The sequence below is a fragment of the Campylobacterota bacterium genome, from assembly GCA_040752835.1.
GTDB lineage: Bacteria > Campylobacterota > Campylobacteria > Campylobacterales > Sulfurimonadaceae > Sulfuricurvum.
This window is the reverse complement of record JBFMGG010000007.1, coordinates 275,709-296,515: the sequence shown is the minus strand read 5'-3', so window position 1 is coordinate 296,515 and position 20,807 is coordinate 275,709. Positions and strand designations below refer to the sequence as shown.

Sequence of the window (20,807 nt, the reverse complement as noted above, 5' to 3'; positions counted from 1 at the left end):
TGCGTCAATGCTCCAGTGTTTTCAAAAATGTCGTTTCGATCTCTTTGGAGACCGTCGCGCTCTGTTCGAGGAAAAAGTAGTGATCCCCGTCATACTCCACGACTTTCGAGTGCGGAATCAGCGCGGCGATCCGATGGGCCGTCCATAGCGGCGTCGCCGTATCCTGGCGTCCGAAGCAGAGGAGCGCCCTGCCGCCGAAAGCACGGAAAGCGTCGGTGAAATCTTCGTTGACGACCCGTTTGAACGTTTCGTACATCGGTTCGGAGAGCCCCTGCGCGTCGGGTGCGACAAAGAAACGGCGAAGTTTCGCTAGTCCGGTAAATTTGAGCAGTTTGAAAAGGGCGATCTTCGCCCGCACTTTAAAAGGCTTGGGGACCGGGATTCCGGCCGACGCGACGAGCACGAGCAGATCGGGATTCAGCAGGGTCGCCACTTTCCCGCCGAAAGAGTGACCGACGATGATCGTTTTGGTAACGTTGATCTGCGAAATGAACGATTCGAGGATGTTGGCGTAATCTTCGGTATCCAGAGGCATATTACAGGTGCTGTTTCCGAATCCCGGCATGTCGATGTAAACGTGCCGGAACTGGCGCAAATGGCTGCCGAAGGCGTGCTTCATCAGATTTTTGTGCGATCCCCACCCGTGCAGAAAGATAATATCGTAGTGGGAAGACGGGTTGAGGATCTCGTAACTGATCGAAAAAGTGTGATTTTTATACTGGACCGACTTGAGCGCCACTTATTTCCCTTTGGCCTGAGAAATCGAGTGGATGTAATCGTATTTGACCCGGATCGCGCGTTTGTCCGGGAGGGATCCGAGGAGTTTTTGCACCGCACCCTGGAAATCGTCGAACAGGTAGTTGGCCATCGATCCGGGGATCGGGTTGATCTCGTTGAGATACACTTCCCCCTCGATCTCGAAGAAATCGCAGCGTATCAGCGCCCCTTCGAACAAAGGAAGATAAATGGCGGCAAATGCTTCGCGCAGATGTGAAACGAGTTTTTCGTGGACGTCCGCTTCGGCTACCGTGCCGCTGCGGGAAAAATCGAGGTATTTTTTCTCGAAATCGAGGAAATCGGCTTTTTGGGGCTCTTCGACGATCGAATAAGTGATCTCGCCGCGAGCGGCAAAACCGGCGAGGTTGTACTCTTTGACCCCCGCGATGAACGGTTCGACCAAAACGGTATCGTCAAACTCGAACGCAACGTCAAGGGCATAATCGAGCTCGCCCGCTTCGCGTACGACGCTCACCCCGATGGAACTTCCAAGCCGTGCGGGTTTGACGATGAAAGGATACGGAGTCGAAACGGTGCGCGTCCCCTCTTTGCGAAGAATTTCGTATGGGAGTGTCTTCACCCCCAACGACGCCGCCAGCCACTTGGTGTACACTTTGTCGAAACTGAGCATCGAAGCCTCTTTGCGGGGGCCGATGAAAGGGATCGCATAGAAATCGAGCATCGCCGCGAGAGTGCCGTCTTCGCCGTCTCCGCCGTGGATCAGGTTGAGTACCGGCATATCGTGTTTGGTCGATCCGAACAAGGAGCGCTGCTCAAAGCCGCCGTTGGTCATGGTCAGTTTGGGCATCTTGCGGTGTTCGCCGCGCGAAAACGTGACCGCTTTCATTTTGGAAGGTTCGATCAGATAAAACGTATGGTCCTGATCGCAAAAAATGAACCGCAGATCGAACGCCCCGAGTTTCTCTTTGACCGTAATGGCGCTGACGATGCTGATTTCATGCTCATAACTGGCTCCGCCGAAAAGGATGGCTAATTTCAATGGATATTCCTTTAGTGTTAAAGTTTTTGAAGCTGTTTCAACGCCTCTTTGACCAGCGTCGCGGTATCGTTCGCAACCGATCCGCTCAGTGCTTTGGCGATCTGTTCTTTTTTGAAGCCCAAAGACTCCAGTGCCATCGTCGCCTCGCTCACCGCGGTATTCCCCGTCGTTGTGTTGCCCAGCAGCACGGCGTCGAAACCGGCCAGTTCCACCATAATCCGTCCCGCACTTTTGGGACCGATACCGGGAACTTTTTTGAGCGCGTTGATATCTTTGGATGAAATAATACCCGCAAACTGCTCCGGCGTAAAGGTCGAACAGATTGCAAGGGAAGCTTTCGGACCGATTCCGTTGATTTTGAGCATCCCCTCAAAAAGGATTTTTTCGCTTTTTTGGGCAAATCCGTACAGTTGCTGGGCATCTTCGCGGATGATGTGGCTGATGTGCAGCCGTGCCCGGTCATGGTTGATCGAGCTGAACGTATGAAGCGATATAAAAATCTCGTAAATCACGCTGTTGACGTTCAAGTGTACCAGCGAGGGCTCCTTGTGTTCAATAATTCCTTCCAATCCGACAATCATTCGGGCATCACCTTAATACTGAATTCTCCGTCCGCATCCTGGTAAAGTCCCAGGACGTTCTCGTCGTCTTCGTCGTGCGGGACGTAGTTGACGTTCATCTGCGGATTGATGAGTTTGAAAATAATCTCGTTGTGGTTGTGCCACCCGTCGTGATTGATGATCCGGGCGTCAAAAATCTCGTTTTGAAGCGCGATGTGTTTTTGCGCCAGCCAGTCGTACTGGTCCTCTTTGGTCGTGAGCTCTTCGCGCAACGCATCGATTTTCTCTTTGAAATGGACGAACTCCTGGTATTTCTGGACAAACGCCGTCGGGAGCTTCACCCCATTGCTGCGGTAATGGGCCAGCTTGCGCTTGAGGTCCTCCATCGATGCGGCGTTTTCCTGCCACACCTGCTCATACCCCGCCAGCTCTTTTTTTACTTCCTGAATGGAGCGTTTGACCTGCTCCATCTTCTCGTAACGTTCCGAGAGGTTTTCGACCGATTCGTTGATGAGCGGATCGATGACGAACTGGTTCTCTCCGCCGACGAGTTTTTTGACCTCGATTTTACGCGAAGCGGTCATTTTTACATGGGAACCGAGCATTTCGATCGTGATCTCTTTGGCTTTGATTTTTCCGCCGATCGCCTGCGTGATGAAGACTTCGTCGGCTTCAACCGTACCGTGTTCGAGGCGGGTGATACGGACCGTTTTGCCATAAGCGGTCCCTTTGTGGATGTTGATGTTCAACTCTTCGGCACGGATCACCGCGCTTTGGTGCACCTGCCCTTCCACGTCGGCCTTGTTGGCGGTGACTTTGGCGTTGGCACCGACGCTTCCGTCGATGTGGATGACGTTGACCGTTACCTCCATCCCCTGCCCGATCGCATCCTTGAGCGAGTCTTTCTCTTTCACGCTGAGAGAGACGTCGGCGTCGAGTTCGGTATTGATCGAACCGGTCGTTTTAAAGCTGATTTCGGTCACTTCGACTTCGGTCTTGATGTCGTACATCCCCCCTTCGAACGTGACGTATCCGCCTGTTATCGCACGGTATTCGATGCTGTTGGGGGTATCGACGACCGCAATGTGTTCGCCGACCGTAAACGTCGGCTCGTTTTTGACCGTCGGCTCGGGTGGGGTGAGGAACTCACCCCGGCAATTCCGGCCGTTCTCGCCGATTTTTGGTTTGATGTACTCGATCAGCAGTTCATCGGCCACGGCACTGATGACGTATCCGCGTTTGGCGTAATCGATCCGCCCGTGTTCATCCTGGTTTTTCCGTTTGGCTTCGTAGTGGAGGACGAGGGCGTCGTTGATCGTCGGAACGGGCTCGTACGCCTGCGCGATCAGATACCGTTCGGCTTTGTCGAAAGTATACGTCCCCTGTACCCGGATTCTGGCCATCAGTTCTTTGAGATTTTCGGCCATCATCGAATCAAAAACGTTAATCATCAGATGGGCCCGCAACATTTTTTTCCGTACCGCCTGCAGGAAATCCTGGCGGAATCCGTCGTAATACCGGGCGACGCTTCCGGGTTTGATCGTCAGGTAAACTTTGCACAGTGTCGGATTCCCGCCGATCGTCATATCGATCGACTCCAGAGGCCCTTTTTCGGCGGACTGGAAAATCTCGATCTCATGGACCTGTTTGAGTTCGAACCCCGGATCGAGAAAAAGTTCTTCGGCGATGTCGCGCACCTCATCGTCGCTCATCTCGGTCCACCCCTCGTGTTCCTTGGCGTCCTTGCGGCTGAACGTCTGGGTTTCGAGGAGGTTGAAATCGAGCGTCTGTACGGGACATTGGGCGTTTGCGGCCGTCTGGAGAAGTTCCTTGGCGACGTTCGACGTCCGCACGATAATCGGCTTGAGCTGTGTCTCGGAAGGCTGCTCGCCCCCCTCTTTGCTGAACAATGCCATTGCACCGCCTTTTCTAATGTGGCCCTATTTTAATCACATATCGGTTAAAATTTTGTAAAAGTTAAAAAAGGCGCTCCGCAACCCGATGTTCAAATCGATTTTTTCCAATTCGTTCGGCATCCTTATTTCCCGCGTGACCGGGCTCGTGCGCGACATCATGATGACCTCTGCGCTGGGGGCCAGCGTCTGGAGCGACGTCTTTTTGATGGCGTTCAAATTCCCCAATCTCTTCCGCCGCATCTTCGCGGAGGGCTCTTTCACGCAGAGTTTTATGCCCTCCTACATCGCCTCGAACCAGAAAAGCGTCTTTGCGGTGGCGATTTTCATCCGGTTCATGGCCTTCATCGTCGCGTTGTCGTTTCTCGTCACCCTCTTTCCCGGATTTTTTACCAAACTTCTCGCATGGGACTGGGGGAAAGAGCTGATCGCCCAGACGGCGCCGCTGACCGCGATCAATTTCTGGTATCTCGACCTCATCTTCATCGTCACCTTTCTGGGAGCCCTTCTCCAGCATAAGGAGCATTTTTTCACGACCGCCTTTTCGACCGTCTGGCTTAACATCGCGATGATCGTCGCCCTGATCCTCTTTACCAATTCCGACCCCGCCACGATCGTCTACGCCCTGAGTTTCTCGATCCTCGCGGGAGGGCTGTTGCAGGTGGCGACCCACCTCTACGCGATACGCAAACAGGGGCTGATGAAAATTCTGGTCGGGGGATGGAAATACCGCCGGACCAAAGACGTCAAAGCCGAGGAGAAAAAGTTCAGTTCCCTCTTTTTCCCCTCGGTAGTGGGGAATTCCACCGCCCAAATCGCGTCGTTCATCGACACGAGTCTCGCGTCGTTCCTCGCCGCGGGGTCGGTATCGTACCTGTTTTACGCCAACCGGATATTCCAGCTCCCCTTTGCAATCATTGCGCTGGCGATCACAACGGCCCTTTTCCCCAAAATCGCCAAGGCGATCAAGAACGACAACCACCCCCTCGCCTATGAGAATCTCCACAAATCGTTCTGGCTGCTCAGTGCCCTGCTGGGACTCTCGGTGCTGGGGGGAATGCTGCTCGCCGAACCGATCATCTGGCTGTTGTTCGAACGGGGGGCGTTCGACATCGAAGACACCCGCAACACCGCCGACGTCCTGATGATGTACATGGTGGGGCTGATCCCCTTCGGGCTGGCCAAACTCTTTTCGATGTACCTCTACGCCATGCACAAGCATCTGATGGCCGCCAAAATCGCCGTCATCTCGCTGGTGATCAACGTCATATTCTCGGTCATCCTGATGCAGTCGATGGGTGCGGCGGGACTCGCGCTGGCCGGAAGCATCGGCGGGGCGGCACAAATGCTCCTCACCATCCGCGAAGTGGGCTGGGTGATCTTTTTCGATCTCCTCAAAAGCCGGTACAGCCTCTATTTCCTTGTGGGAACGGCCGCTTTCGGGGTGGCATTCTACGCCTTAAACGACTTTTTGATACACTTGATCCGATAAAACGACAGGATTTTCATGACTATCTACGACAGCGTTCAGAAAACAAAACTTCCGTTCCAACCCCAGCAGGAGGGAAAAGTATCCCTCTACGTCTGCGGCCCCACCGTCTACGACGACGCCCACCTGGGACATGCGAAAAGCGCCCTCGTCTTCGACCTGCTGCGCCGCGTCCTCGAAGCAGAGGGGTACGACGTGACCTTTGCGCGCAACATCACCGACATCGACGACAAAATCATCAATAAAGCACTCGAATCGGGGCTTTCCACCGCCGAAATCGCCGAGCGGTATACCCGGGCGTATCACCGCGACATGGCCGCAATCGGGGTGAAGGCTCCTACGCTGGAACCCAAAGCGACCGAATCGATCGGCGCGATGTGCGCGATGATCCAAAAACTGCTCGACACCGGCCACGCCTACCGGATCGGCAACGGCGACATCTATTTCGACACCCGAAGCGATCGGGGCTACCTCTCCCTCTCCAACCGCCAAAGCAGCGAAAACGTGAGCCGCGTCGAAAAAGTGAGCGAAAAACGCCACGAAGCCGATTTCGCCCTCTGGAAAGCGGTGACCGACGGCGGAATCGCGTTCGATTCCCCCTTCGGACCCGGACGCCCGGGATGGCATCTGGAATGTTCGGCGATGATCGAATCCTACCTCGCCCGCGAGGGGACCCCCTATGCGATCGACATCCACGGCGGCGGTGCGGATCTGCTCTTCCCCCACCATGAAAACGAAGCCGCGCAGACGCGCTGCGCGACCAACCGCGAACTGGCCCGCTACTGGATGCACAACGGATTCGTAACGATCGGCGGGGAAAAAATGTCCAAAAGCCTCGGAAACAGCTTTTTCCTCAAAGACGCGCTGAGAGCCTATAACGGCGAAGTGATCCGTTTTTACCTCCTCAGTACCCACTACCGCGGCGATTTCAACTTCAACGAAGAGGACCTCATCGCTTCCAAAAAGCGGCTTGACCGCCTTTACCGCCTCAAAAAGCGCCTCTTCGGTATCAGCGGCGCGGCATCGAACCCCGAATTCAAAACCGCCCTTCTCGAAGCGCTGGGGGACGATCTGAACGTTTCCAAAGCCTACGCCCTCATCGACGAACTGATCGCCGCGGCAAACGAAAAACTCGATGCCGATCCCAAAGACAAAGCCTACCGGCAAAACCTTCTGGGTTCGCTCGCGGTAATCGAAGAGGTGATGGGATTCGGGGCTCAAAATCCGTTCGAATACTTCCAGTTCGGTCTCGATGAAGCGACCAAAGCGAAAATCGACGCACTGATCGGGCAGCGAAGCGAAGCGAAAAAAGCGAAAGATTTCGCTGTTTCCGACGCAATCCGCGACGAGCTGACCGCGATGGGGGTAATGATTATGGATACCGCTTCGGGAACCTTCTGGGAGATGCAGGGGTGAAGTTCAACGAAATCTACAAACGGTACTGGCCCTACATCAAAGGGTACAAATTCCAGTATACGATGGTCCTCATCGGTATTTTGCTCACCGTCACGGCGACGGCGGGGACGGCACACATTATGCAGCCGCTGATGGACAACATGTTCATCAAAAAAGAGCCATACATGCTCTATTTCATCCCCGCCCTGCTGGTCGGGATCTACGTCATCAAATCGATCGGCCGCTACCTGCAGTCGGTCTACAATACCCACATCGGGCTACACATCGTTTCACGCCTCCGCGAAGACCTTCTGGACAAAATGGTGCGGATGGACATGCAGTTTCTCTACACCAACCGCAGCGGGGAACTGATCTCGCGGATTACCAACGACATCTCGCGAATCCAGTACTTCGTTTCGACGATGATGCCCGAACTGATCCGCGAAAGTCTCACCGTCGTCGCGCTCGTCGTCTATGTCGTCTATCTCAACGCGACCCTGGCCTTCTGGGCGCTGTTCGTCATGCCCCTCATCATCGTCCCGTTGCTGAAAATCACAAAGCGGCTCAAACGTCTCTCCCACCGTTCGCAGGAGAAAAACGCCGACGTCATCACCCGGTTGACCGAAGTGTTCAACAACAGCGAGATTATCAAGGCCAACGCGACCGAAGAGTACGAGATGGGGCGTTTCCGCGACGAAAACGACCGTTTTTTCAAACTGAACATGAAAGCGGTCTATACCGGCGAACTCGTCTCCCCGCTGATGGAGATGATCGCCGCGACCGGTCTGGCATGCGTCATCTTCGTAGGGGGTCAGCAGGTCTATTCGGGAGCGATGAGCGTCGGGGAATTTACCGCCTTCCTCACGGCGGTAGGGCTCGTATTCCAGCCGCTTCGCCGGGTCAGCGCGATCTACAGCCGCATCCAGGACGCTCAGGCGGCAAGCGAGCGGGTGTTTGCGGTTTTCGACCTCGAAAACGCGATCCAAGACGGAGATACCCGGCTGAACGAACCGATCCGCGATATCCGTTTTGAGAACGTAACGCTGCGTTTCGGGGAAAAGACGGCTTTGAGGGGGTTGAACCTCGACATCCGCGCGGGGCAGAACATTGCCCTTGTGGGACAAAGCGGCGGGGGAAAAAGTTCGCTTGTCAACCTGCTCCTGCGCTTTTACGACCCGAACGAAGGGGCCCTCTACGTCAACGGCCGGAACCTATGCGAGTACACACAGCATTCGCTGCGTTCGCAGATCGCGTCGGTGTCGCAGAGGGTCTATATTTTCCAGGACACCCTGGCCGCCAACGTCGCCTACGGCAGCGAAATCGACGAAGCACGGGTGAAAGAGGCTCTCAGCATGGCCGACGCCCTCGAATTTGCCGAATCGCTCCCGCAAGGGATCCACACGATGATGATGGAATTCGGATCCAACCTCTCGGGCGGCCAGCGCCAGCGAATCGCGATCGCGCGGGCGATCTACAAACACGCCTCTTTGCTGATCCTCGACGAAGCGACGAGCGCCCTCGACAACGAAAGCGAAAAGCGGATCCAAAAAGCGCTCGAGAGCTATACGAAAGACAAAATCACCATCACGATCGCCCACCGTCTGAGCACCGTCGAAGACGCCGATGCGATCCTCTATTTTGAAGAGGGGCGGATCATTGCCCGCGGTACCCACGAAGAGCTTCTGAAAAGTTCGGAAAACTACCGCCGGCTTGCGGGAAAAATGGAAGAATAAACACGGGTTAACACGAGTTTGTGTATAATCCCGATAACTTTAACTCGGCGGAGACGGTATGTTTGATTACGAATCTTTAAAACCCTGGCTTTTTAAACTTCAACCCGAAAGCGCCCACACGCTTGCGGCCGTCGTCCTCCGCGGCGCCAGCTTCTGTCCCCCTCTTTTCAACGGATGGACCGCCAAACATTTCATCACCCACCCCTCTTTGAAACAGGAACTTTTCGGCCGTACGTTTCTCAATCCCGTCGGACTTGCCGCGGGATTCGACAAAAACGCGACGATGTTCCACGGCGTTCAGGCGATGGGATTCGGTTTCACCGAAATCGGAACCCTTACCCCCAAACCCCAGGAGGGGAACCCCCGCCCGCGGCTGTGGCGCCACATCGAAGAAGAATCGCTTCAAAACGCGATGGGATTCAACAACGACGGCCTCTTCCGCATCAGCCACCGTCTCAAGAACATCTACCCTTTCAGCACCCCCATCGGGGTCAATATCGGCAAAAACAAAATCACTCCCGAAGAGAATGCCCTGCGCGACTATACGACCCTGATCAAGGCGCTCCATCCGTATGCCGATTACATGGTCATCAATATCTCCTCGCCCAACACTCCGGGTCTTCGCGACCTCCAGAACGAAGAGTTCATCACCCGCCTCTTCGCCGAAGCCAAAGCACTGACGTCCAAACCGATTCTCCTCAAAATCGCTCCGGACATGAGCGAAGATCAGGCGGTGGCGCTGTGTGCCCATGCCGTGGAGAGCGGAGCGGACGGGATTATCGCGACCAATACGACGATCGATTATTCCCTCGTCAGCGAACCCGAAGAGATCGGCGGACTCAGCGGTGAAGTGCTGCGCGAGCGCAGTTTTTACATTTTCGACGCGATCGCGCGCGAGCTCTTCGGCAAAACGACCCTGATCAGCGTCGGCGGCATCAGCACCCCCGAGGAGGCGTACCGCCGTATCCGTGCCGGGGCATCGCTCGTACAGCTCTACAGCGCCCTCGTTTTCAAAGGACCCGAAGTGGTCGAAGAGATCAACAGCGGCCTGATCGATCTGATCGCATCCGACGGCTACACCTCGATCGCCGAAGCGATCGGTGCGGACCGGCGATGAGATTTCTCGTCGCCACACTTTTCACGATAGGAACCCTAATGGCATCATCCCTTCCCCGCTACGAAACGCGGACGCTTCCCAACGGACTGCAGGTCGTCGCAATCCCCATGGAAAACGGCACCAACGTCATTTCAACCGATATTTTCTACAAGGTGGGAAGCCGTAACGAAGTGATGGGCAAAACCGGGATCGCCCACATGCTTGAGCACATGAACTTCAAATCGACGAAAAACCTCAAAGCGGGGGAGTTCGACGAAGAGGTCAAAAGCATCGGGGGACTCAACAACGCTTCGACCGGATTCGATTTCACCCATTATTACATCAAGTCAAGCTCCGAGAACCTCCCCAAATCGCTCTCACTGTTTGCCGAACTGATGCAAAACCTCAACCTCAAAGACGACGAGTTCCAGCCCGAGCGGAACGTCGTCGCCGAAGAGCGGCGCTGGCGCACCGACAACAACCCCATGGGGTACCTCTATTTCCGGCTGTTCAACACCGCGTACGTATACCACCCCTACCACTGGACGCCGATCGGCTTTATGAACGACATCCAGACGTGGACGCTTGAGGACATCCGAAGCTTCCACGAAACCTATTATCAGCCTGCCAACGCCATCCTCGTCGTCACCGGCGACATCGAACCCGCCAGAGTCTTTGCGGAAGCCGAGAAACATTTCGGTTCGATCACCAATGCCCGCACCGTCCCGTCGGTCAAAACGGTCGAACCTGCCCAGGACGGGGCCCGCCGCGTCGAAGTGCACAAAGAGAGCGAAGTCGAAATGCTCGCCCTCTCCTTTCCGATCCCCGATTTCCGCCATGCCGACCAACCCAAGCTTTCTGCCTTAAGCGAACTGTTGAGTTCGGGGAAAAGCTCGCGTCTCAACCGTATCCTCGTCGACGAAAAACGGCTGGTCAACCAGATCTACGCCTACAACATGGAAACGATCGATCCGGGCGTTTTTCTTTTCCTCGCCGTCTGCAACAACGGCGTCAAAGCCGAGAGCGTCGAAAAAGAGATCTGGGAGATCATCCGAAAACTCCAGAACGAGCCCGTCGCCAAAGCCGAACTCGACAAGATCAAAATCAACACCAAAGCCGACTTCATCTATTCGCTGGAGAGTTCGACGTCGGTCGCCGATCTCTTCGGAAGCTACCTCGCACGGGGCGATCTTTCCCCGCTGGAGCGCTACGAAGCGACGATCGAATCGCTCCGGCCTTCCGACATCCAGTCGGTCGCCAAAACCTATCTTATACCTGAAAAATCGACCACACTTATTTTGAGAAAAGGGCAGAAATGAACATCGTAACCGGAAGCACCACCGCACTGATCACCCCGTTCAAAAACGGGAAACTCGACGAACAGAAATACGCCGAGCTGATCCGGAGACAAATCGATAACGGGATCGACGCCGTCTGCCCGGTCGGAACGACGGGAGAGAGCGCGATGCTCTCTTACGACGAAGACCGCCGCTGCATGGAGATCGCCGTCGAAGTGTGCCGGGGAACCGGTGCGAAAGTGCTCGCCGGGGCGGGGAGCAACTCGACCGCCGAAGCCGTCGAAGCGGCAAAAATGGCACGCGAGTGCGGTGTAGACGCTTTCTTCTCCGTTGCCCCCTATTACGTCAAACCTTCGCAGGAAGGGCTCTACCAACACTACAAAACCATCGCCGAAGCGGTCAGCGATCTGCCCATGATGCTCTACAATGTTCCCGGACGCACCGTGGTCGATATCAGCGCCGACACCGTAATCCGGCTGTTCGACGACGTCCCCAACATCTACGGGATCAAAGAGGCGACGGGGAGCATCGAACGGAGCATCGAGCTCCTCTCCCGCCGCCCCGATCTGAAAGTTTTCAGCGGGGACGATGCGATCGATTACGCCATCCTTTCGTGCGGCGGAGCCGGGATCACGTCGGTCACCTCCAACCTGCTGCCCGACCTGAAAGCGCAACTCGTTTCCAAAGCCCTCTCGGGTGATCTTGCGGGGGCCAAAACCCTCAATGACGCCCTTTATCCGATCAATAAAGCCCTCTTTTTGGAATCCAATCCGATCATGATCAAGGCGGCGATGTACGTCGCGGGGCTGATCGATACGCTCGAATACCGTCTCCCCCTCGTCGCACCGAGTAAAGAGAACCTCAAACGCCTCGAAGAGGTGATGAAAAACTACACCATTAAAGGAGCCTAATTTGTCATTCCAAGGAAAAACCCTACTCATCAGCGGCGGAACCCGCGGTATCGGTAAAGCGATCGTCTATGCTTTCGCAAAGGAAGGATGCAACGTAGCGTTCACCTACAATTCGAACGGCTCAATCGCCCAGGAGATCGCCGACGACGTCGAAAAAACCTACGGCGTCAAATGCCGCGGCTACGCCCTCAACATCCTCGAACCCGATGAGTACAAACAGGTTTTTGAACAATTCGACGCCGATTTTGAGCGTCTCGACTTTTTCATCTCCAACGCGATCATCTCCGGCCGCGCCGTCGTCGGAGGCTTCGGGCCGTTCATGCGTCTCAAACCCAAAGGGCTCAACAACATCTATACCGCGACCGTCAACGCCTTCGTTGTCGGAGCGCAGGAAGCGGCCAAACGGATGGAAAAAACGGGCGGCGGCTCGATCATCTCGATGAGCTCGACCGGAAACCTGGTCTACACCCCCAACTACGCCGGACACGGAACCAATAAAGCCGCCGTTGAGGCGATGGTGCGCTACGCGGCCGCCGAACTGGGCGAAAAAGGGATACGCGTCAACGCCGTCAGCGGCGGTCCGATCGACACCGACGCGTTGCGCGCTTTCCCCAACTACGAAGAGGTGAAGGCCGAAGTGGTCGCCCGTTCGCCGCTTTCGCGCATGGGCGAACCCGAAGACCTCACCGGAGCGTGTCTCTTCCTCTGCGGACCGGGCGCTTCGTGGGTAACCGGACAGACCATCGTCGTTGACGGCGGGACCACTTTCCAGTGATCAATCTCCCCAACATTCTGGCGTTCATCCGCCTCCTCATCGCTCCGGTGATGTTCTGGATCATCCTCAACCCACAGGTGTTTACCGACGCGGGCTGGCATGTCAGCTGGAGCTATTACGCCGCGGCGCTGCTGTTCGTCATCGCCAGCGCTACCGATTTTTTCGACGGCTACATCGCACGTGAACTCGATCAGATCACGATTACGGGGCAGATCCTCGATCCCCTCGCCGACAAGATGCTCACCCTTGCCGCTTTTCTGGGACTCATGATGAGCGGTGCCGCATCGGCGTGGGCAATCTACATCATCATCGTCCGCGAACTTTTCATCACGGGGCTGCGTACCCTTTCTCTCTCCGAGGGAATCGACGTGAGCGCCTCCTTAGCCGGGAAAGTCAAAACCGTAGCGCAGATGATCGCCATCGGCTTTTTGCTGATGCACTGGCCTTTTGCCGACGTTCTCCTCTGGATAGCGGTCGCCCTCACCGTCTATTCCGGGATTGAATACCTCGTCGGTTTCGCCAAAGCCTACAAAGGGAAAATGTAATCCATGTCGTGGATCGTCGCCCTACTCGTCCTTTCGGCCCTCATTTTTTTCCACGAACTGGGCCACTACGTCGCGGCGCGCTATTTCGGCGTCTACGTCGAGGTATTCAGCATCGGATTCGGGAAAAAAGTCGCTTCGTTCACGTGGCTGGGGACCCGTTGGCAACTCTCGGCGATCCCGCTGGGCGGATACGTCAAGATGAAAGGCCAGGACGATACCGATCCCACGGCACTGAGTAGCGACGACGACAGTTACAATACCAAAAAACCCTGGCAGCGGATCGTGATCCTCCTCGCCGGTCCGTTGGCCAATTTCGCCCTAGCCTGGGCGTTTTATTATGCGATCGCTCTGGGAGGGCCGCAAGCACTCTCCCCGGTCGTCGGCAAAGTCGTCGCCGACTCTCCCGCCCAAACGGCGGGCATCCGGCAGGGGGACCGCATTCTTGCGATCAACGGCGATCCGATCGCGACGTGGAACGAACTTTCCGACATCATCAAAGCTTCTTCCGCCCCGCTGAGCCTTCAGGTCGAACGGGGAAATTCGGTCTATTTCCTCAGCGTCACCCCCCGTATCGCGGAGAGCAAAAACCTTTTCAAAGAGACGATCCGCCAGCCGATGGTAGGAATAGCCCCCTCCGGCGAAGTGCATACGCTGCGGCTTTCCGCTGTCGAATCGCTCGCTTACGCCACCCAAGAGACCTATGCCGCATCGCTGCTGATTTTCCAGAGCGTCCAAAAACTCATCACCGGTGTCGTCCCCGCGCAGGAGATCGGAGGGGTGGTCAGCATCGTTTCGATCACGGCCGACGCGACGGCGTACGGATGGATGAGCCTGTGCTTTTTCGCCGCACTCATTTCGGTCAACCTGGGGGTGCTCAATCTCCTCCCGATCCCGGCGCTTGACGGGGGGCACATCATGTTCAATCTCTACGAAATGGTTCTCCGTAAAGCCCCGAGCGAAGAGGCCGTTTACCGCCTCACCCTCGGGGGATGGGTCTTATTGCTGGGGCTGATGGGGCTGGGGCTCTATAACGACATTACAAGGATGATGCAATGACCTCTCTGGAATACAAACTTCATTTCGACCGGATCATCGAGCGGATCGAAAAAGCCCGCCTGCGGGTCAACGATCACCACATCGTCAAAATCGTCGCCGCGAGCAAATACGTCGACGCAAACGCCATTCGCGACCTTTACGCGATCGGGCAGAGGGCATTCGGCGAAAACCGCGTGCAGGACCTGCTTGTCAAAGCCGAAGCGCTCGATGACCTGCCGATCGAGTGGCATTTCATCGGCACGTTGCAGAAAAACAAAATCAACCATCTCCTTTCCCTGAATCCCTACCTGATCCATTCGATCGATTCGCTCGAACTGGCCCGTGCCCTCGACGAACGGCTTGAACGGGAAGGGAAAACGATGCGGGCGCTGGTACAGGTCAATTCGGCGCGCGAAGAGAGCAAATCGGGCTTTGCTCCCGAAGAGTTCCCGGAACGGTACGCCCAGATTGCCCAGGAATGCCCCCGTTTGAAACTCCAGGGGATCATGACGATCGGGGCGCACGTCGACGATCCCGCCCTGGTCCGTAAAAGCTTTGAAACGACCCGTTCCCTTTTTGACCGTCTCAGCGGCGCATCGGTCTGTTCGATGGGGATGAGCGGCGACTTCGAACTCGCGATAGAATGCGGTTCCAACATGGTTCGATTGGGATCAATTCTCTTCCCCCGATAACATTTTTTTATCCTCTCTCCCGCAATCGGGAAGGGTTGTGCTATAATCATCTGCTTAGGGCAAACGCCAAAACGAGTAAGGGTCACGGATGGACAGAATAAGAACCAGGGCAATGTTGATCGCGATGGGTCTGGTTCTCGTCATCATCGCCATGTTTACCGTTGCCATCGTGCAGGACAAACAAGATGTCCTCGAAGAAAAAACCCTCGCCCACCGTCAGCTTCTCAAAAATTCGTTTGATCTGGCCATGGCCGATACGTATGCCGGGCTCAATACCCTCGCCTACAAACTCGCCGCCGACCGCAACGTCGTCGACGCCTTCGCCGGACGCGACCGGGAAGCCCTCTACCGTTACAGTCTCCCTTATTTTCAGGAAGCGAAAAAACACGGGGACGCCGATCTGACCGGTTTTATCGGCGCCGACGGAATCCACTTTTTACGGGTTCAGGACCCAAAAAAATACGGCGACAACATCGTCCACAAACGTCCCATCCTCGCCCGTGCCATCGAATCCAAAAAACCGATCATGTCGCTGGATGTCACGATCTACGACGTTGCCGTCGTGGCCATCATCCCCGTATTCAAAGACGAACGCTTTATCGGTATCGTCCAGACCGTCGCAAAAATCAACCGGGTGCAGAAGCGGCTCGATGTCAATTCCGGTGTCAAAAGCGCCATCGTTTTCGATACCGCGCGGCTCAAGCAGGTCCTCCCCGATTCGGACGCAATCGACTACCGCGGCTATTCGCTGGTCTCGTCGAACGATCCTCTCTTCGAGCACCTCCCCGAGCATTTTACCTTCACCAAAAGCGACCAGTACCACATCAACGATGCCGATTACGTCATCGCTTCGCGCCCGCTGAAAAATTACGAAAACGAAACCATCGCGATGATGACGTGCGCCTTCGACATCACCCAAGACGTCCAGTATTACCGCGAAGAGTTCCGCAATCTCCTCATTGCCAGCGCATTGCTGCTGATCGGCATGGGGATTGCCCTGCACTACGGGTTTTCAGCCCTGATCCGACGGATCAACCGCGACGCTGAAATCACCAAAGCGCTCAACCATCAGCTCGAACAGCAGCTCTACGTCGATCACCTCACCTCGCTGCCGAACCGTCAGGCCCTCCTGCGCGACATCTACGATCACCGTTTTTACGCCCTGATGCTCCTCAATATCGACAACTTCAAGGAGATCAACGATTTTTACGGTCACGCGATGGGGGACAAAACGCTTCTGCGTCTGGCCGATTCGATCGTCGACGTCATCCGCCATTTTCCGATGAAACTCTACAAAATGCCCTCGGACGAATTTGCACTGGTAGTGACCGAACCGCTTAGCCGCGCGAAGCTCGAACAGGCGCGCAGTACGATTGTCGACCGCCTCGAAGAGAAAAACTACGATCTCGACGGCGCAACGATCTACATATCCCTCACCGTCGGCATGGATATTGCCGAAAGTACCCGCAATACCAACCGGGTGGCGCTGCTGGTCAATGCCGACATGGCACTCAAATCGGCCAAAAAACGGCACCTCAGCTACCTCCTCTACGACGAGACGATGCAGATCAAAAAAGAGTACGAGCAAAACATCCTGTGGAACAAAAAAGTCAAAGAAGCGATCGAAGACCGCCGCTTTACCCTCCACTTCCAGCCCGTCGTCGATTATAAGGGGGGGAACGTCATCGAGTACGAAGCGCTGATCCGGATGATCGATCACGACGGCTCGGTCATCTCGCCGGCCTATTTCCTCTCGGCCGCCAAAAAATCGCGTCTTTACCCTCTCATTTCGCGCTTCGTCATCGACGAAGTCTTCAAAATGCTCGAAACGACGTCGTACAATTATGCGATTAATCTCTCCGTCGACGACATCATCGATCCGCATACACGCGAATACCTGATGAAAAAACTGAGCTATTCGATCCATTCGGATCGGCTGATTTTCGAACTGCTCGAGAGCGAGGGGATCGAGAATTACCAGGAAGTTTCGGCTTTCATCACCGAGGCCAAGCGGTTCGGATGCAAAATCGCGATCGACGATTTCGGAACGGGGTATTCGAATTTCGCCCACATCATCAAACTCGATGTCGACATTCTCAAAATCGACGGCAGCCTGATCCGCAACGTCGACACCGACCCCAATGCCCAGACAATCCTCCACGCGGTTGCGGAGTTTTCCAAACATCTCGGGTTCAAAACCGTCGCCGAATTCGTCCACAACGAAACGGTCTACGACAAATGCCGGGAACTGGGCGTCGATTATCTCCAGGGCTATTACATCGCCCCTCCCCACCCCCTAGCGTAAGAGGCTGATCCGGAATCCTTTGCGTTCCCCCTCGCACAAAGCGATCTCACCGCCGTGCGATTCGGCGATATTTTTCGAGAGGACAAGCCCCAGGCCGTTTCCTTTGAGCTTGGTGCTGCGGAACGCTTCGAACAGCCATTTTTTGTTTTCGATCGGAATCCCGCTGTCGTATATCTCGAAGAGGTGAAACGCCCCCTCTTCGGAGTGGATAATTTCAACGTTCCCCTCTTCTTCCTCGTTCAGCTCGATCGCGTCGATCGCGTTGAAGACGAAATTGCTAAACAGCATCACCAGCAGATCCAGGTCTCCTTGTAACTCGAAATCGTCGTGCGGGAAGGAAAACGTGATCTTTTTGCCGTAGCTGTAATAGCCGATGGCGTTTTCGAGCGATTCGCGGATCTGAAGCCACCGTAAAGGGGTTTTTTGCGCGCTGACCCCTTTGGAAAACATCAACGTCGCCTTGATGATCCGCTCGATACGGTAGAGCGATTTTTGGATCTCCTCGACGATGGGACGGTTCTCCTCCTTGACCCGTTTGAGCAGCGTCGAGGTGAGCAGCGCGATCGAGCCGATAGGGTTGCGTATCTCGTGCGAGAGATGCGCCGCCATCTGTCCCATCGTCGCGAGGTTTTCTTTCCGTTTTTGTTCGGTGATGTCGGTCGCACTCAGCAGCCGCTTGTCGTTATGGAGCGCCGATTTGATCAGGTAGGAGCGTTCATGAAACGTGATCTCATAATCCTCTTCATCCAGACGGAGAATGCCGAAAAGGTCTTCGAGTGCATTGGCCTGCGAATTTTGGAGAAAAATCCGTCCGTCGGGGTCGACGATCCAGATCGCGTTGGGCAAAAACTCGATCACCTGTTCGATTGTACTCTGAAGATGCTCATACGAGCGGCGCAACGCGACATATTCCTCTTCGACGCGGTAGGTCTGGTCGATCAGCGCCTTGAGTTCGTCGGCCGAAATGATCTCCGCCATCTCCTAAAAATCTCCCAGCTGCATAAGAACGCGGTAAAGCCCGTAAGCGTCCCGCGTTCCCGCCAGCTCGCGGATCGAGTGCATCCCCAGCTGGGGGATTCCCACGTCGATCGTCTCGACTCCCAGACGGGCCGAGCTGATCGGCCCGATCGTCGATCCGCACCCCAGGTCGCTGCGGGTGACGAACGTCTGAAGGGGAACGTGCAGCGCCCGTGCGCATTGAACGAAGCGCCCCTGCGTCCGGGAATTGGTCGCATAACGCTGGTTCGAATTGATCTTGACCACGACCCCGCCATTCAGGCGCGGTGCGTGTTCGCTCTCGTGTTTGGCGGAGAAATTGGGGTGCTGGGCATGGGCGTTGTCGCACGAGATCATCAGGCTGCGACGCATCAGGAGAGGATATTGTTCTCCGCCGATCCGGCGCAACACCTCTTCGGCAAACGTCCCCGCCGCACCGACATGGGTTTCGCTCCCGACCTCTTCGTGATCCATGCACACCAGCATCATCGGATAGGTCGAATCGAGTAACGCGTGAAGCCCCACAAAACAGCTCATCAGGTTATCCAGCCTCGCGGAAGCGATAAAATCGTCATTGACGCCGACGAACGATCCTCTTTGGAGGTCGTACAAGCTCAATTCATGGGCCAAAAGGCTCAGATGTGCCGTATTTTCAGCAATCTGGGAGAGGATGAAGGTTTCAAAATCAACCTCCCCGGTCGCGATGACCGGAACGATATCGGTTTGGGCGTTGATCGAACGGTTCGAGTTGGCCTCTTTGTCGAGATGGATCGCCAGCGAGGGGATCATGGCAACGGGGCGGGAAATGTTGATCAGGGCCTCTTTGCGTACTTCCCCCTCCAGGTAAACGATCCGTCCGGCAATCCCGAGGTCGCGATCGAACCACGGGTTGAGCAGAATCCCCCCGTAAGGTTCGACCCCCAGTTGTTTGACGCCCGCCGACTCGGTAAGGGGATTGGGTTTGAGACGCAGATGGGGAGAGTCGGTATGCGCTCCCACGATCATGTACCCTTTTTCGGCACAGGGAGGATAGGTAAAGGCGATAATCGACGAGTCGTTGCGGGTAACGTAGTAGTCCTGCCCTTCGATGAGCGTCCACTCCTCATCTTCTTCAAGGCGGTGAAATCCGCGACACTCCAGTGTTTTTGCCATCCATTCGACCGCATGAAACGGCGTCGGGGAAGCGTCGATAAAGCTTAAAAGTTCTTCGTTGAATTCTCTCATCCGGTATCCTGGAAAATATTTTGGGTTCAGACCGCCATCAGCGCCTGCGCGAGGGGTTCGGCGGGTTTCTCGCTCTGGACGCTCGAGGCGCGTTTGCACAGGTCCAGCTGCGCCACGGTGCCGATACTGCCGTTTTCGTTCAGGGCAAGGCTGCTCGATTTTATCCGTCCCAGCGGCTGATCCTCTTCATCACGCATCACGAACGGAGAGTATACCTGCCCGAGGTAAATGGCACCCACACCGGTTTCGGCGATCCCCATCAACCGTTCGCCGTTTTCGTCGACCATCCATAGCCGCAGTTGCTTCATGATCGGATCGGCATCGTCGATCCAGCAGTTGTTGTCCAGATCATACTGTGCCAGATCGGCAAAGCCGTTGCCGCTTTTCGTGCCGAAAAGTTCGCTGCCGTCTTCGATCCGGCCGCTTCCGTCACGGTCAAGTGCCAGAAAAAAGCTCCCCTCTCCCAGTCGCGCGATTTCATCCTCGATTCCGTCGCTGTCGATATCGAAACGAAACGTTGAGCTCGAGAGCGCGGGGAATTCCCCGCCGACGTGGATGACGAGGGGATCGATAAAGTCTTCTTTGGTGATCTGACGGGTCTGGACGAAGGAATGGGAGAGCGAAAGATTCAGGTCCAGCGCGATCTCGCCGCGATCGGTTTTGACGCATCCTTTCATCGATACTTCGAGCTTTTCGGAAAGGCTCGTCGTTTCGGTGTAGGTGAGCCGTTCCCTAACGTTTCGGAAAGGGGCGAGATCGAACGCTTCGCTCGTTTCGTCCGCGCAAAACCGTTCCCGTTTGCAGGTACGGCCCTGCAACAGGTCGAGCAGACGAAGCAGAAGCGTAAAATGGAACTGTTCGATCAGTTCCTGCTCGCTTTTGACACGTTGTACCGCTTCTGCCGAAGGGGCATCCGATTCCAGCAGCGCTTCGAAACTGCTTTGGACTTCGCGCTTTGATTCGTGTTTGGACTCCATCGCGATGGAACTGCTTTCGACTTTCACGGTTCACCTCCGGTGCGTAATGACCGTGACAAGCAAAATACATTCCTATCGGGCACTTC

General features: G+C 55.5%; 18 protein-coding genes. 11 read left to right on the top strand and 7 right to left on the bottom strand.

The window, feature by feature from the left end:
• Nucleotides 1-4: 4 nt before the first annotated feature.
• The 4 genes from AB1763_07490 to AB1763_07475 are packed head-to-tail and all read right to left on the bottom strand — an operon-like array spanning nucleotide 5 to nucleotide 4,253.
• Nucleotides 5-739, bottom strand: a complete 735-nt coding sequence (locus tag AB1763_07490) for an alpha/beta hydrolase (GenBank protein MEW5832661.1) — start codon at nucleotides 737-739, stop codon at nucleotides 5-7.
• On the bottom strand, nucleotides 740-1,777 hold the full coding sequence (locus AB1763_07485; GenBank protein ID MEW5832660.1) for a D-alanine--D-alanine ligase: 1,038 nt from the start codon (nucleotides 1,775-1,777) through the stop codon (nucleotides 740-742).
• 17 nt (nucleotides 1,778-1,794) lie between these two features.
• The gene (ruvA, locus tag AB1763_07480; protein ID MEW5832659.1) at nucleotides 1,795-2,358 is read right to left on the bottom strand and encodes a Holliday junction branch migration protein RuvA; all 564 of its coding nucleotides are present in this window, start codon (nucleotides 2,356-2,358) and stop codon (nucleotides 1,795-1,797) included.
• Nucleotides 2,355-4,253: a flagellar assembly protein A gene (locus AB1763_07475; protein MEW5832658.1), complete on the bottom strand. Its 1,899-nt coding sequence runs from the start codon at nucleotides 4,251-4,253 to the stop codon at nucleotides 2,355-2,357. Before AB1763_07475 ends, ruvA begins: the two co-directional genes overlap by 4 nt.
• Nucleotides 4,254-4,338: 85 nt before the next feature.
• On the opposite strand from AB1763_07475, the gene murJ reads away from it, so the two are divergent.
• From murJ to AB1763_07420, 11 genes are all read left to right on the top strand, one after another.
• Complete coding sequence (gene murJ / locus AB1763_07470; protein MEW5832657.1) at nucleotides 4,339-5,742, top strand: murein biosynthesis integral membrane protein MurJ; 1,404 nt, start codon at nucleotides 4,339-4,341, stop codon at nucleotides 5,740-5,742.
• Between the two features lie 15 nt (nucleotides 5,743-5,757).
• On the top strand, nucleotides 5,758-7,155 hold the full coding sequence (gene cysS / locus AB1763_07465) for a cysteine--tRNA ligase (GenBank protein ID MEW5832656.1): 1,398 nt from the start codon (nucleotides 5,758-5,760) through the stop codon (nucleotides 7,153-7,155).
• Complete coding sequence (locus AB1763_07460; GenBank protein ID MEW5832655.1) at nucleotides 7,152-8,867, top strand: ABC transporter transmembrane domain-containing protein; 1,716 nt, start codon at nucleotides 7,152-7,154, stop codon at nucleotides 8,865-8,867. Before cysS ends, AB1763_07460 begins: the two co-directional genes overlap by 4 nt.
• Nucleotides 8,868-8,925: 58 nt before the next feature.
• Nucleotides 8,926-9,984: a quinone-dependent dihydroorotate dehydrogenase gene (locus tag AB1763_07455; protein MEW5832654.1), complete on the top strand. Its 1,059-nt coding sequence runs from the start codon at nucleotides 8,926-8,928 to the stop codon at nucleotides 9,982-9,984.
• Between the two features lie 38 nt (nucleotides 9,985-10,022).
• Nucleotides 10,023-11,282, top strand: a complete 1,260-nt coding sequence (locus tag AB1763_07450; GenBank protein ID MEW5832653.1) for a pitrilysin family protein — start codon at nucleotides 10,023-10,025, stop codon at nucleotides 11,280-11,282.
• A complete protein-coding gene (gene dapA, locus AB1763_07445) occupies nucleotides 11,279-12,172 on the top strand; it encodes a 4-hydroxy-tetrahydrodipicolinate synthase (protein ID MEW5832652.1) in 894 nt (297 codons plus the stop codon). The genes AB1763_07450 and dapA overlap by 4 nt, the downstream gene beginning before the upstream one ends.
• A gap of 1 nt (nucleotide 12,173) precedes the next feature.
• A complete protein-coding gene (locus AB1763_07440; GenBank protein MEW5832651.1) occupies nucleotides 12,174-12,947 on the top strand; it encodes an enoyl-ACP reductase in 774 nt (257 codons plus the stop codon).
• Entirely contained in the window at nucleotides 12,944-13,492 is a 549-nt protein-coding gene (gene pgsA / locus AB1763_07435) for a CDP-diacylglycerol--glycerol-3-phosphate 3-phosphatidyltransferase (protein MEW5832650.1), read from the top strand. The genes AB1763_07440 and pgsA overlap by 4 nt, the downstream gene beginning before the upstream one ends.
• Nucleotides 13,493-13,495: 3 nt before the next feature.
• Nucleotides 13,496-14,548, top strand: coding sequence for an RIP metalloprotease RseP (gene rseP, locus AB1763_07430; GenBank protein ID MEW5832649.1), 1,053 nt, complete (start codon nucleotides 13,496-13,498; stop codon nucleotides 14,546-14,548).
• A complete protein-coding gene (locus tag AB1763_07425) occupies nucleotides 14,545-15,219 on the top strand; it encodes a YggS family pyridoxal phosphate-dependent enzyme (GenBank protein ID MEW5832648.1) in 675 nt (224 codons plus the stop codon). Before rseP ends, AB1763_07425 begins: the two co-directional genes overlap by 4 nt.
• 88 nt (nucleotides 15,220-15,307) lie before the next feature.
• Nucleotides 15,308-17,524 (top strand): EAL domain-containing protein, encoded by a 2,217-nt coding sequence (locus AB1763_07420; protein ID MEW5832647.1) that lies wholly within the window; start codon nucleotides 15,308-15,310, stop codon nucleotides 17,522-17,524.
• Here the strand turns inward: AB1763_07420 and AB1763_07415 are convergent.
• The 3 genes from AB1763_07415 to AB1763_07405 are packed head-to-tail and all read right to left on the bottom strand — an operon-like array spanning nucleotide 17,516 to nucleotide 20,748.
• Nucleotides 17,516-18,502 (bottom strand): HAMP domain-containing sensor histidine kinase, encoded by a 987-nt coding sequence (locus AB1763_07415; GenBank protein MEW5832646.1) that lies wholly within the window; start codon nucleotides 18,500-18,502, stop codon nucleotides 17,516-17,518. The genes AB1763_07420 and AB1763_07415 overlap by 9 nt on opposite strands.
• 3 nt (nucleotides 18,503-18,505) lie before the next feature.
• Nucleotides 18,506-19,744 carry a M18 family aminopeptidase gene (locus tag AB1763_07410; GenBank protein ID MEW5832645.1) on the bottom strand — a complete coding sequence of 413 codons (1,239 nt, stop codon included), beginning with the start codon at nucleotides 19,742-19,744 and terminating at the stop codon, nucleotides 18,506-18,508.
• A gap of 26 nt (nucleotides 19,745-19,770) precedes the next feature.
• A complete protein-coding gene (locus tag AB1763_07405; protein ID MEW5832644.1) occupies nucleotides 19,771-20,748 on the bottom strand; it encodes a hypothetical protein in 978 nt (325 codons plus the stop codon).
• Nucleotides 20,749-20,807 lie beyond the last annotated feature (59 nt).